Origin of the sequence: Cellulosimicrobium sp. NPDC057862, from assembly GCF_042797035.1 — a bacterium.
Taxonomy (GTDB): Bacteria; Actinomycetota; Actinomycetes; order Actinomycetales; family Cellulomonadaceae; genus Cellulosimicrobium.
Genome location: NZ_JBHVMH010000013.1, coordinates 26606 through 38397 on the forward strand (window position 1 = coordinate 26606; position 11792 = coordinate 38397).

General features: G+C 73.4%; 12 protein-coding genes. 10 read left to right on the forward strand and 2 right to left on the reverse strand.

The genetic code is table 11. From position 1 onward, the window contains the following. Positions 1 to 27: 27 nt before the first annotated feature. The 6 genes from nadC to mshA all read left to right on the forward strand — a co-directional run bounded on the left by nadC (position 28) and on the right by mshA (position 5933). Entirely contained in the window at positions 28 to 930 is a 903-nt protein-coding gene (gene nadC / locus ACFVN3_RS15365; RefSeq protein ID WP_378233870.1) for a carboxylating nicotinate-nucleotide diphosphorylase, read from the forward strand. A gap of 177 nt (positions 931 to 1107) precedes the next feature. Continuing rightward, positions 1108 to 2571: a lysine--tRNA ligase gene (gene lysS / locus ACFVN3_RS15370; protein WP_378233871.1), complete on the forward strand. Its 1464-nt coding sequence runs from the start codon at positions 1108 to 1110 to the stop codon at positions 2569 to 2571. 26 nt (positions 2572 to 2597) lie between these two features. Beyond that, entirely contained in the window at positions 2598 to 2777 is a 180-nt protein-coding gene (locus tag ACFVN3_RS15375; RefSeq protein ID WP_378233781.1) for a hypothetical protein, read from the forward strand. 174 nt (positions 2778 to 2951) lie between these two features. Beyond that, a complete protein-coding gene (locus ACFVN3_RS15380) occupies positions 2952 to 3287 on the forward strand; it encodes an Lsr2 family protein (RefSeq protein WP_378233782.1) in 336 nt (111 codons plus the stop codon). A gap of 141 nt (positions 3288 to 3428) precedes the next feature. Beyond that, positions 3429 to 4610 (forward strand): lactonase family protein, encoded by a 1182-nt coding sequence (locus tag ACFVN3_RS15385; protein WP_378233783.1) that lies wholly within the window; start codon positions 3429 to 3431, stop codon positions 4608 to 4610. Positions 4611 to 4673: 63 nt separating this feature from the next. Next, positions 4674 to 5933, forward strand: a complete 1260-nt coding sequence (gene mshA, locus ACFVN3_RS15390) for a D-inositol-3-phosphate glycosyltransferase (protein WP_378233872.1) — start codon at positions 4674 to 4676, stop codon at positions 5931 to 5933. A 25-nt stretch (positions 5934 to 5958) separates the two neighbouring features. Here the strand turns inward: mshA and ACFVN3_RS15395 are convergent, their stop codons facing one another. Beyond that, positions 5959 to 6405 carry a nitroreductase family deazaflavin-dependent oxidoreductase gene (locus ACFVN3_RS15395; RefSeq protein WP_378233784.1) on the reverse strand — a complete coding sequence of 149 codons (447 nt, stop codon included), beginning with the start codon at positions 6403 to 6405 and terminating at the stop codon, positions 5959 to 5961. 124 nt (positions 6406 to 6529) lie between these two features. On the opposite strand from ACFVN3_RS15395, the gene ACFVN3_RS15400 reads away from it, so the two are divergent. Beyond that, complete coding sequence (locus ACFVN3_RS15400) at positions 6530 to 7267, forward strand: phosphoglyceromutase (protein WP_264031612.1); 738 nt, start codon at positions 6530 to 6532, stop codon at positions 7265 to 7267. Between the two features lie 161 nt (positions 7268 to 7428). On the opposite strand, the gene phoU is transcribed toward ACFVN3_RS15400, so the two are convergent. Further along, on the reverse strand, positions 7429 to 8112 hold the full coding sequence (gene phoU, locus ACFVN3_RS15405; protein ID WP_053370239.1) for a phosphate signaling complex protein PhoU: 684 nt from the start codon (positions 8110 to 8112) through the stop codon (positions 7429 to 7431). A gap of 219 nt (positions 8113 to 8331) precedes the next feature. Between phoU and ACFVN3_RS15410 the strand changes: the two genes are divergently transcribed. The 3 genes from ACFVN3_RS15410 (at position 8332) to pstS (ending at position 11668) form a co-directional block, all read left to right on the forward strand. Continuing rightward, entirely contained in the window at positions 8332 to 9630 is a 1299-nt protein-coding gene (locus ACFVN3_RS15410; protein WP_378233785.1) for a sensor histidine kinase, read from the forward strand. Beyond that, the gene (locus ACFVN3_RS15415) at positions 9627 to 10331 is read left to right on the forward strand and encodes a response regulator transcription factor (protein WP_378233786.1); all 705 of its coding nucleotides are present in this window, start codon (positions 9627 to 9629) and stop codon (positions 10329 to 10331) included. Before ACFVN3_RS15410 ends, ACFVN3_RS15415 begins: the two co-directional genes overlap by 4 nt. Positions 10332 to 10528: 197 nt before the next feature. Beyond that, positions 10529 to 11668: a phosphate ABC transporter substrate-binding protein PstS gene (gene pstS / locus ACFVN3_RS15420; protein WP_378233787.1), complete on the forward strand. Its 1140-nt coding sequence runs from the start codon at positions 10529 to 10531 to the stop codon at positions 11666 to 11668. The last annotated feature ends 124 nt before the right edge of the window (positions 11669 to 11792 follow it).

Sequence of the window (11792 nt, forward strand, 5' to 3'; positions counted from 1 at the left end):
GTCGAGCCGGGGCTCGACCCGGCGTGGATCGCCGAGACCGTCGCGCGGGCGCTCGACGAGGACCTGGGAGTCGCCCCGGGGCGCGACGTCACGACGCAGGCGACCGTGCCGCCGTCGGCCACCGGGACCGCGCACCTCGTGGCGCGCGCTGACGGGGTCGTGGCGGGGCTCGTCGTCGTCGAGGAGGTGACGCGGCAGGTCGCCGAGCGGTTCGGGCTTCCGCCCGTCGAGGTGACGTTCGTCGCGTCCGACGGCGCGGCCGTGGGTCGCGGCCGCGTCCTCGCCGCGCTCACGGGGCCGGTCCAGGTGCTCCTCGCGGCCGAGCGCACGCTGCTCAACCTCGCGAGCCGCGCGTCCGGCGTCGCGACGGCGACGCGCGCGTGGGCGCGCGAGCTCGCCGGGACGGGCGCGCAGGTGCTGGACACGCGCAAGACGACGCCCGGCCTGCGCGCCCTGGAGAAATACGCAGTGCGCGCCGGCGGAGGCACGAACAAGCGCATGGGCCTCTACGACGTCGCGATGGTCAAGGACAACCACGTGGTGGCCGCCGGGTCGGTGAGCGCCGCGATCGACGCGATCCGCCGCACGTTCCCGGACGTGCTCGTCCAGGTCGAGGCGGACACGACGGCACAGGCGCTCGAGGCCGTCTCGGCGGGTGCGGACTTCCTCCTCCTCGACAACATGCCGACGCCCGTGCTCGCCGAGACGGTCGAGGCCGTCCGGGCACGGGAGGGCAAGGACGGCGTCCCGGCCAAGGTCGAGCTCGAGGCCACGGGCAACCTCACGCTGGACCGCGCGCGCGAGGTCGCGGGCACCGGCGTCGACTACCTCTCGGTCGGCGCGCTCACCCACTCGGCCCCGATCCTCGACCTCGCGCTGGACCTCCTGCCCACCCTCCCGCCGAGGGAGAGCCCTGGTACCGCGAGGTAGAGCTCTGGTACCGCGACGTAGAGGGGTGGGCATGACCACGCCTCTACCTCGCGGCACCACGCCCCTACCTCGACGGCGTGCGAGCGTCGGTAGAATCCTCGGGTGACCTCCCCCGCCGGAACCCCTTCTCCTGACGCGCGCGAGCCCGAGGAGCACGTCGACGACGTGCCGGAGCAGATGCAGGTCCGCCGCGAGAAGCGCGAGCGGATCCTCGCGCGCGGCGACCAGCCGTACCCCGTGTCCGTCCCGCGCACGACGACGATCGCCGACGTCCGGGCCGCGTACGCGCACCTGGAGACCGGCGAGGAGACGCAGGACGAGGTCGGTGTCGCCGGTCGCGTCGTGTTCCTGCGCAACACCGGCAAGCTGTGCTTCGCGACGCTCCAGGACGGCGAGGGCAACCGCCTCCAGGTCATGCTGAGCCAGGCCGTCGTCGGCGAGGAGTCGCTCGCGTCGTTCAAGGCGGACGTCGACCTGGGCGACCACCTCTTCGCGCACGGACGCGTCATCAGCTCGCGCCGCGGCGAGCTGAGCGTGTTCGCCGACGCGTGGCAGATCGCCGCGAAGGCCCTGCGCCCGCTCCCGGTGCTCCACAAGGAGCTCTCGGAGGAGGCGCGCGTGCGGCAGCGCTACGTCGACCTCATCGCGCGCCCGGCCGCTCGGGACACGGTGCGCCTGCGCGCCGCCGTCGTGCGCTCGATCCGCGAGAACTTCTGGGAGCGCGGTTTCGTCGAGGTCGAGACGCCGATGCTCCAGACGCGTCCGGAAGGCGCGGCGGCGCGCCAGTTCGAGACGCACATGAATGCGTTCGACATCGACCTGTTCCTGCGTATCGCGCCCGAGCTGTTCCTCAAGCGCGCCGCAGTCGGCGGTGTCGAGAAGGTGTTCGAGATCAACCGCAACTTCCGCAACGAGGGCGTGGACTCCACGCACTCGCCGGAATTCGCGATGCTCGAGGCGTACGAGGCCTACGGCGACTACGACACGATGGCGGCGCTCACCCAGAACCTCGTGCAGCGGGCCGCGCAGGATGCTCTCGGGAAGACCCTGGTCACGCTCGCCGACGGGACGGAATACGACCTCGGCGGCGAATGGACGCAGCTCAAGATGTACGACTCGCTCTCCGACGCGCTGGGCGAGACCATCACGCCCGAGACGTCGGTCGAGACGCTGCTGACGTACGCGGACAAGTTCGAGCTCACCTTCGACCCGAAGAACGTGAACCACGGAAAGCTCGTCGAGGGCCTGTGGGAGCACCTGGTGGGCGACCACCTCGTGGCGCCGACGTTCGTGCGCGACTTCCCCGTCGAGACCTCCCCGCTCACGCGCGACCACCGCAGGGTGCGCGGCCAGGTCGAGAAGTGGGACCTCTACGTGCGTGGCGTCGAGCTCGCGACCGCCTACTCCGAGCTCGTGGACCCGGTCGTCCAGCGCCAGCGGTTCGAGGCACAGGCCCTGCTCGCGGCAGCCGGCGACGAGGAGGCCATGCGCATCGACGAGGACTTCCTCACCGCGATGGAGTACGCGATGCCGCCGTCGGGCGGCATGGGCCTGGGGATCGACCGCCTGCTCATGGCGCTCACCGGCCTCGGCATCCGCGAGACCATCCTCTTCCCGCTCGTGAAGCCCGCGCAGCAATAGCGCGCCCGAGACCTAGGATCGACAGCATGGACATCTGGCCCACCGTCGCGGCACTGATCCCCTCGATCGGCGTCGGCGTGCTCTTCTACGTGGCGATGCGCGCCATCGTGCGCGCGGACCGCAACGAGCGCGCCGCGCTCGCGCGCCTGGACGCGGAGCAGGAATCGGGCGTCGACGGGAATGTCGCGCCCGCGCGCGACGCCTGAGCGTCGCCCGTTACCGCGTGCAAATAGCCCCGAAATGAAGTACCTGCGTCCAGGAATGGTGGGCTCGGCCTCGGGTGGCATACGCCGGGCAACGGCGTGGCCAATTGACGGTCCCGACTTTTCGATGGCATCCTGACGAGGACAATCATTCCTGTGAAGCGTGAGGTAACCACAGTGGCCCAGAAAGTCCAGGTAATTCTCGTCGACGACCTCGACGGGGGCGCAGCCGACGAGACCGTCACGTTCGCGCTCGACGGCGTCTCCTACGAGATCGACCTCAGCACCAAGAATGCGCAGGAGCTGCGCGACGCTTTCGCGTCCTGGGTCGGCAACGCGCGCAAGGTCTCGTCCCGCACGAGCACGGCCCGTCCGGCGCGTCGCAGCAGCCGCTCCTCCGGCTCGGCCCGCGCGACCGAGGTCCGCGAGTGGGCACGCTCCAACGGCTACACGGTGAACGACCGCGGCCGCATCTCCCAGGAGATCCAGACGGCGTACGACGCCGCGCACTGACGCGACGCCGCACGAGCACCGGAGCGCCCCGCCGACGAGCCCGTCGGCGGGGCGCTCTCGCGTGCCGCGGGCGTCGTGCCGGGGGCCGGTCGCGGTCGGGCGGGTGCCGGAGGCACGCGTCCGGAGAACTAGGCTCGGGTCATGACCTCCGCGACCCGCGCCCTCTGGATCGGCACCTATCCGCACCCGGCCAACGGCGGCGCGGAGGGCGTGTGGCGCGTCGGGCTCGACGTCGACGCCGCGGCGGGGACGGGGTCGTTCGTGGGCGGGGTGCTGGCGGCCGAGTCGCCGTCGCCGTCGTTCCTCGCCCTGGACGGCGACACGCTGTACGCGGTGGGGGAGACGGAGGCCGGCTCGGTGTCGCCGTTCGCGGTCGGGCCCGACGGCGGTCTCGCGCCCCGGGGCGAGCGTGTCGCCACGGGCGGCTCGTACCCGTGCCACGTGGTCGTGAGCGGCGACGTGCTCGTCGCCAACTACGGGGACGGCGTCCTCACGGCGGTCGCGCCCGCAGCGGACGGCTCGCTCGACCCGGCACCGAGCGGTGGCGCGGGCGTCACCGTACGACACCAGGGCCACGCGGGGACGGGACCCGTCACCGACCGCCAGGAGGGGCCGCACGCCCACTTCGTCGCCCCGCTCGCGCACCTCGGCGCCGCCGACGACGGCAGCGGCGACGTGCTCGTCGTCGACCTGGGGACCGACGAGCTGCGCCGGCACGACCCCGCGGCACCCGACGGTTCCGCACCGCGCGTCGTCGCGACCTTCCCGCCGGGGACCGGCCCGCGCCACCTGGCCGCGCTGCCGTCCGGGCACCTCGTCGTGGTCGGCGAGCTCGACCCGGCCCTGTTCGTCCTCGCTCCGGTCGACGGTCCCGACGGCGCGCGCACGTACGACGTCGTCGCGCGCCACGACGTCACGCACGCCGCGGCGCCAGCGGGCGGTGGGAACTACCCCTCGCACGTGGCGGTCACCGCGGACGGCTCGCGCGTCCTGGTCGCGGTGCGCGGTGCCGACGTGCTCGCCGTGCACGCCGTCGAGCCGGGGTCCGACGGCGGCGTCCCCGCGCTGCGCCACCTCGCCGACTCCCCGGTCGGCGGCGCCTGGCCCCGCCACTTCGCCGTCCTCGCCGCACCCGAGGAGACCCTGCACGACCTCGTCGTCGTCGCGAACCAGAACGACGACCCGCTGCTCGGGCGGTCGGACGTGGAGGCTGCCGAGCCGACGTCGAACCTCGCGCTCCTGCGCGTGCGCCGCTCGGACGGCGCCGCCCACGTGCTGGACGTGCTCGCGCTGCCTGCTCCGGCCTGCGTCGTGGAGGCCTGAGCCATCGTGTCCACGTTCGAGCTGCCGGAGGGCGTCTCCCCGTCGACCCCGCTGCGGGTCGCCATGCTCTCGGTGCACACGTCACCCCTCGACCAGCCGGGCACGGGCGACGCGGGCGGCATGAACGTGTACGTCACGGAGCTCGCGCACGCGCTCGCGCGCCGCGGCACGCAGGTGGAGATCTTCACGCGCGCCACGGCGTCGAGCCAGCCCCGCAAGGTCGAGGTGTCCGACGGCGTGACGGTGCGCCACGTCGTCGCCGGGCCCTTCGAGGGGCTCGACAAGAACGACCTGCCCGGCCAGCTCTGCGCTTTCACGGCGGGGGTGCTGCGTGCGGAGGCGCGTCACCACGAGGGCTGGTACGACGTCGTCCACACACACTACTGGCTCTCCGGGCAGGTGGGCTGGCTCGCGGCCGACCGCTGGGACGTCCCGCTCGTGCACACCATGCACACGCTCGCGCGCGTGAAGAACGCCGCGCTCGCCCCGGGCGACGCGCCCGAGCCGCTGGGCCGGATCATCGGCGAGGAGCAGGTCGTCGCCGAGGCGGACGCGCTCGTCGCGAGCACGGACGCCGAGGCGGACGACCTCGTGCGCGACTACGCCGCCGACCCCGCGCGCGTGCACGTCGTGCCGCCGGGCGTCGACCTCGACCTGTTCTCCCCGGACCCCGGCAGCGCGTCGGCGGGCGACGGCGCCGCGCGGCGGGAGCGGCGCCGGGCGCTGCGCGTCGGGCTGGGGCTGCCCACCGACGGCGGCCTCGTGCTCTTCGCGGGGCGCGTGCAGCCGCTCAAAGGCCCCGACGTGCTCGTCCGGGCGCTCGGCGTCCTCGCCGAGCGCGGGGAGCCCGTGCCGACGCTCGTCGTGCTGGGCGGCCCCAGCGGGCGCCCGACGGCGGTGCGCGAGCTCGAGGCGCTCGCCTACCAGGTCGGGGTGAGCGACCGGCTCGTCGTGCGCCCGCCCGTCCCGCGCGACGAGCTCGCCCGCTGGTACCGGGCTGCCGACGTCGTCGCCGTGCCGTCGCACAACGAGTCGTTCGGGCTCGTCGCGGCCGAGGCGGAGGCGAGCGGCACGCCCGTCGTCGCGGCCGCGGTCGGCGGCCTGAGGACGGTGGTCGAGGACCAGGTGTCCGGCGTCCTCGTGCCCGACCACGACCCCGCGACCTGGGCGCGCGTGCTCGGCGACCTGCTCGCCGACGACGAGCGCCTCGCCGCGCTCGGCGACGGCGCCCGGCGCGCGGGCGAGCGGTTCGGCTGGGACACCGCCGCGCTGCGCATGCTCGACGTCTACGCGCAGGCGCGCAAGGTCCGCGCGGCGCGCTGACGCTCCGCGCGACCCGCTCGGCCGGTCAGGCGTCCGGCGCGGCGCGCTCCAGGACCAGGACCGGGATCTCGCGGGACGTCTTCTGCTGGTAGTCGGCGTACGGCGGGTAGGCCGCGACGGCGCGCTCCCACCAGAGCGCCCGCTCCTCGCCGTGGACCTCGCGCGCCACGTAGTCGTGGCGCTCGGCCTCGTCCTGGAGCTCGACCTGCGGGTGCGCCACGACGTTGTGGTACCAGACGGGGTGCTGAGGGGCGCCGCCCAGCGACGCGACGACCGCGTACACGCCGTCGTGCTCGACCCGCATGAGCGGCGTCTTGCGGACCTTGCCGGTGCGGCGGCCGAGGGTCGTGAGCACGACCACCGGCATCCCGTTCAGGGTCGTGCTGCGCGTCCCGCCGGACGACTCGTAGGACTCGGCCTGCTTGCGGGACCAGGCGCTCGGGCTGGGGGCGTACTCTCCGTCGATCGGCATGTCCGGGGCAACGTGCGCGCCGCCCGCCCGATTCCCGGACCTTCGTCCCACGCCGGACGGCGACGGTCACCACCACGTGGGACGCGGGTGCCCGCGCGGCGGGCCGTGCGGCAGGATGGAACCCATGACCTACACCCTCGTGCTGCTCCGCCACGGCGAGAGCGAATGGAACGCCAAGAACCTGTTCACCGGCTGGGTGGACGTCGCCCTGTCGGAGAAGGGGACCGAGGAGGCGAAGCGCGGCGGTCAGCTCCTCACCGAGGCCGGCGTCCTGCCCGACGTCGTGCACACCTCGCTCCTGCGCCGCGCCATCACGACGGCGAACCTGTCGCTCGACGCCGCGGACCGCCACTGGATCCCCGTGAAGCGGTCGTGGCGCCTCAACGAGCGCCACTACGGTGCGCTCCAGGGCAAGAACAAGAAGCAGACGCTCGAGGAGTTCGGCGAGGAGCAGTTCATGCTCTGGCGCCGCTCGTACGACGTCCCGCCGCCCGAGATCGAGCTCGGCTCCGAGTTCTCGCAGGACGCGGACCCGCGGTACGCCGACGCCCCCGTCGTGCGCACCGAGTGCCTCAAGGACGTGCTCGAGCGCGCCCTGCCGTACTGGGACGGCGAGGTCGTCCCGGACCTGAAGGCGGGCAAGACCGTCCTCGTCGCGGCGCACGGCAACTCGCTGCGTGCGATCGTCAAGCACCTCGACGGCATCTCCGACGAGGACATCGCCGCGCTCAACATCCCGACCGGCATCCCGCTGCTCTACGAGCTCGACGAGGACCTCAAGCCCGTCACCAAGGGCGGCCGTTACCTCGACCCCGAGGCCGCCGCCGAGGCCGCCGCCGCGGTCGCGAACCAGGGCCGCTGACAGCCCACCCGCACAGACGACCGTGGCCCGTCCGGATCTCCGGACGGGCCACGGTCGTCTGCGCGTCGGGCACGGAACCGCGAGGTAGAACCACCGGCACCGAGGTAGAGGCCCGCGGGTTCTACCTCGAGACCTGAGGCTCTACCTCGCGCGAGCTGTCGTCAGGCGGACGCGCGGGCCGAGCCGGCAGGGGTGCCGCGGTCGTCGGCGAAGTCGCCCGTCACGAGGTACGTCACGCGCTTGGCGATGGACACGCCGTGGTCGCCGAAGCGCTCGTAGTAGCGGCCCACGAGGGTGACGTCGACCGTCTCCTGCGGGGTCCCCGTCCACGTGCCGTCGAGCAGCGCGGTGAAGGTGTCCTGGTGGAGCTTGTCGAGCAGGTCGTCGTCGCGCTCGATGTTCGCGGCGACGGTGAGGTCGCGCGTCGTGAGGAGCGTCGTCGTCCGGCGGGCGACGCGCACCGCGGCGTCGTGCATCTGCTCGAACGTCCGGTGCAGCGACGGCTCGATCGCGCGGGCCGGGTAGCGGCCTCGCGCGACCTGCGCGATGTGCCGGGCGAGGTCGCCCATGCGCTCCAGGGTGGCGCTCATGCGCAGCGCGCTGACCACGACCCGCAGGTCGGTGGCGACGGGCTGCTGCTGCGCGAGGAGGAGCACGCAGCGCTCGTCGAGCTCGCGCTCGAGCGCGTCGATCGTGTGATCGTCGCCGATGACCGACTGCGCGAGCTGCAGGTCCGCCGTGAGGAGCGCCTGCCCCGCGCGGTTGACGGCCGACTCCACCAGCCGGCTCATCTCGGCCAGGTCGTCGCCGACCTGCTTCAGCTCGGCCTCGAAGATCTCCCGCATCGCTTCCCTCTCGTCGTGACCGGTCCGTCCGGTCCGTGACGGCGTGCGCCCCTGCGCGCCGGGCGGCGCCCGGGCACGCCGTCGGCTCCCGTCACGCTTGCAGGTGCGGTCGACCGGGCGGTGAACTCCAGGGCGCCGCCAGGTGAACTCTTGGCGGCTCGCGCCCGTGCGGGCGCCTCTTGGGCCGGTGGGGTCCGCGTGCGACCGTACGCTGGACGTGTGCAAGCCGAGAGTCTGATCGAGGGCGCGACCGTGCTCCTCGCCGGTGTCGTGGGCGTCGTGGTCGGCGTGATCGCGGCCATCGCGTTCCGCGTGAGCGAGCGCCAGCAGCGTGCTGCGCGGGCGGAACCGGCGCCCGAGCTCGACGAGGGTCTCGTCCGGGTGCTGGCCGTGCTGCGGTCCGCCGCCGTCGTCCTGGACGAGGAGGGCGAGGTGGTGCGGGCCAGCCCGCCGGCGTACGCGCTGGGCGTGGTGCGGGGTGACGCGATCGCGCACGCGGCGATCCGGGACCTGATCGACGACGTGCGCCGGGACGGCGTGATCCGCGACGAGGAGCTCGAGCTCCCGCGTGGTCCGGTCGGCCGGGGCACGGTCATGCTCCAGGTCCGCGTCGCCCAGGTGGGCCCGCAGCACATGCTCGTCCTCGCGGAGGACCGCACGGAGGCGCGGCGCGTCGAGGCGATCCGCCGCGACTTCGTCGTGAACGTGTCCCACGAGCTGAAGACGCCGGTCGGGGCGCTCGCGCTGCTCGCCGAGACGGTGCAGGACGCCGCCGACGACCCGGTGGCGGTGCGGCGGTTCTCCGCGCGCATGCAGTCGGAGGCGACGCGCCTCTCCGCGCTCGTGCAGGAGATCATCGAGCTCTCGCGGCTCCAGGTCGCGGGCGCGCTCCAGGAGGTCACCGTGGTGCCGGTGCGAGGCGTGATCGAGGAGGCGGTGGATCGCGCGCGCACGACCGCGCAGGGCAAGGGCATCACCCTCACGACCGGAGGAGAGCTCGACGCCGCCGTGTACGGAGACCACAACCTGCTCGTGACCGCGGTGCGCAACCTGCTCGACAACGCGGTCGCCTACTCGGGCGAGAACACGCGCGTGGGCGTCGGCGTCTCGCTCGCGGACGACCTGGTAGAGATCGCCGTCGTGGACCAGGGCATCGGCATCTCGGCCGACGAGCAGGCCCGCGTGTTCGAGCGGTTCTACCGGGTGGACCCCGCGCGCTCGCGCGACACCGGCGGGACGGGTCTCGGCCTCAGCATCGTCAAGCACGTCGCCGCCGACCACGGTGGCGAGGTCACCATGTGGTCCGAGCCCGGGCGCGGCTCGACCTTCACGCTCCGGATCCCCGCGGCGGACGTGCCGGCCGGGCAGGCGCACGCCGCGTCGTCGGGCACGACCCACGACGCGGCGCAGGACGAGGGCACGGCCGGGGCGGACCCCGTGCCCGTGCAGCACGACGTGCGGCGGGCCGTGGAGACCCCCGCACCCGACGACGTTCAGAACAAGGAGGTAGGCGCGTGACGCGCATCCTGGTGGTGGAGGACGAGGAGTCGTACCGCGACCCGTTGACGTACCAGCTGCGACGCGAGGGCTTCGACGTCGTCGAGGCGGCGACGGGCACCGAGGCGCTGGAGCGGTTCGACGCGGACGGGGCGGACCTGGTCCTGCTCGACCTCATGCTCCCCGGGCTGAGCGGCACCGAGGTGTGCCGCGAGCTGCGGCAGCGCGGCGACGTGCCGGTCATCATGCTCACGGCGAAGGACTCGGAGATCGACAAGGTCGTGGGCCTCGAGCTGGGTGCCGACGACTACGTGACGAAGCCGTACTCGTTCCGCGAGCTGCTCGCGCGCGTGCGGGCCGTGCTGCGCCGCAAGGGCGGCGAGAACGGTGGCGAGGTCGTCGCGGAGAACGCGCTGGAGGTCGGCCCGGTCCGCATGGACGTCGAGCGGCACACGGTGAGCGTCGACGGCCAGGTCGTGCCGTTCCCCCTCAAGGAGTTCGAGCTCCTGGAGCTGCTGCTGCGCAACGCGGGGCGCGTGCTCACGCGCGGGCAGCTCATCGACCGGGTCTGGGGCACTGACTACGTGGGCGACACGAAGACGCTCGACGTCCACGTGAAGCGCATCCGGTCGAAGATCGAGCCCGAGCCGGCGAGCCCCCGCTATCTCCTCACGGTCCGGGGGCTCGGCTACAAGATCGCGGACGGCGTCGCCCAGGCCTGACCTCTCCGGCCGCGGCGCACGAACGGCCCCGGCCTGACCCCGCCCGACCCGGCCGGGAGCGTGGCACGGAAGGTCTGTGCACTGTTCATCCCTCGTTCACCCGCTCTCGGGGAACGCGTCACCCGGCGCTCCTAGCGTCGGGCTCGTCACCGGCGCTCGCTGGTGCCACGAGACGCTTGAACAGGATGGAACGAAGAGTGAAGCTCAGCCGATTCTCCCGTGCTGGATCCGCCGTCGCGATCGGTGCGCTCGCGCTGACCCTCGCCGCCTGCGGGTCGGACGACCCCGTCGGCAGCGCCGACGGCGCCACCGACGGTTCCTCCGAGGGCTCCTCCGAGACCGCGAGCGACCTCAGCGGTGAGCTCAACGGTGCGGGCGCGAGCTCGCAGGAGTCCGCCATGGAGGCGTGGCGCGCCGGGTTCCAGAGCGCGAACCCCGACGTCACCGTGAACTACGACCCGGTCGGCTCCGGTGGCGGTCGCACCCAGTTCCTCGAGGGCGGCGTCGCGTTCGCCGGCTCGGACGCGGTGCTCAAGGAGGAGGAGATCACGCAGTCGCAGGCCGTGTGCGGCCCCGACGGCGCGATCGACCTCCCGGTCTACGTCAGCCCGATCGCCATCATCTACAACCTGCCGGACGTCGCGGAGCTCAACCTCGCGCCGGCCACGATCGCGGGCATCTTCAACGGCACGATCACGCAGTGGAACGCGCCGGAGATCGCCGCGGACAACCCCGACGCGACGCTCCCGGACCTCGCGATCACGCCGGTCCACCGCTCCGACGAGTCGGGCACGACCGAGAACTTCACCGAGTACCTCGCCGCGACGGCGGGCGACGCGTGGGGCCACGAGCCGAGCGGCGACTGGCCGACGCAGGGCGGGGAGTCCGCGCAGGGCACCTCCGGCGTCGTGCAGACGGTCCAGGGCGGCGAGGGCACGATCGGCTACGCCGACGCGTCGAAGGCCGGCGACCTCGGCACCGCGAGCATCAAGGTCGGCGAGGAGTGGGTCTCGTACTCGCCCGAGGCCGCCGCGAAGGTCGTCGACGCGTCGCCGCGCGTCGAGGGCCGTGGTGAGCACGACATCGCGGTCGAGCTGGACCGCACGACGACCGAGGCCGGCGCCTACCCGCTGGTGCTCGTCTCCTACGCGATCGCGTGCACCAGCTACGAGGACGAGGCGGCGGGCAACCTCGTCAAGGCGTTCCTCACGTACATCTCGAGCGAGGAGGGCCAGTCGGCCTCCGCGTCGGCCGCGGGCAACGCGCCGATCTCGGAGGACCTGCGCACGGACGTCCACGCGGCGATCGAGTCCATCACGGTCGGCGCCGCCGGCTGACGACCTCGGACCAGGGGGGCGGGGGGGGGGCCCGGGCCCCCCCCCCCCCCCACCCGCCCACGGTCGCCCCCCCCACCACACCCCCCCCCGCACCCCGCCCGCCGCGGGCCGGGGGGCCCCAACA

What these genes read in the sequence shown, in the direction of transcription:
- lysS (WP_378233871.1), top strand. Translation starts at nt 1,108, where the DNA reads ATGCAGGTCCGCCGCGAGAAGCGCGAGCGGATCCTCGCGCGCGGCGAC.
- ACFVN3_RS15375 (WP_378233781.1), top strand. Translation starts at nt 2,598, where the DNA reads ATGGACATCTGGCCCACCGTCGCGGCACTGATCCCCTCGATCGGCGTC.
- ACFVN3_RS15385 (WP_378233783.1), top strand. Translation starts at nt 3,429, where the DNA reads ATGACCTCCGCGACCCGCGCCCTCTGGATCGGCACCTATCCGCACCCG.
- mshA (WP_378233872.1), top strand. Translation starts at nt 4,674, where the DNA reads ATGCTCTCGGTGCACACGTCACCCCTCGACCAGCCGGGCACGGGCGAC.
- ACFVN3_RS15395 (WP_378233784.1), bottom strand. Translation starts at nt 6,405, where the DNA reads ATGCCGATCGACGGAGAGTACGCCCCCAGCCCGAGCGCCTGGTCCCGC.
- ACFVN3_RS15400 (WP_264031612.1), top strand. Translation starts at nt 6,530, where the DNA reads ATGACCTACACCCTCGTGCTGCTCCGCCACGGCGAGAGCGAATGGAAC.
- phoU (WP_053370239.1), bottom strand. Translation starts at nt 8,112, where the DNA reads ATGCGGGAGATCTTCGAGGCCGAGCTGAAGCAGGTCGGCGACGACCTG.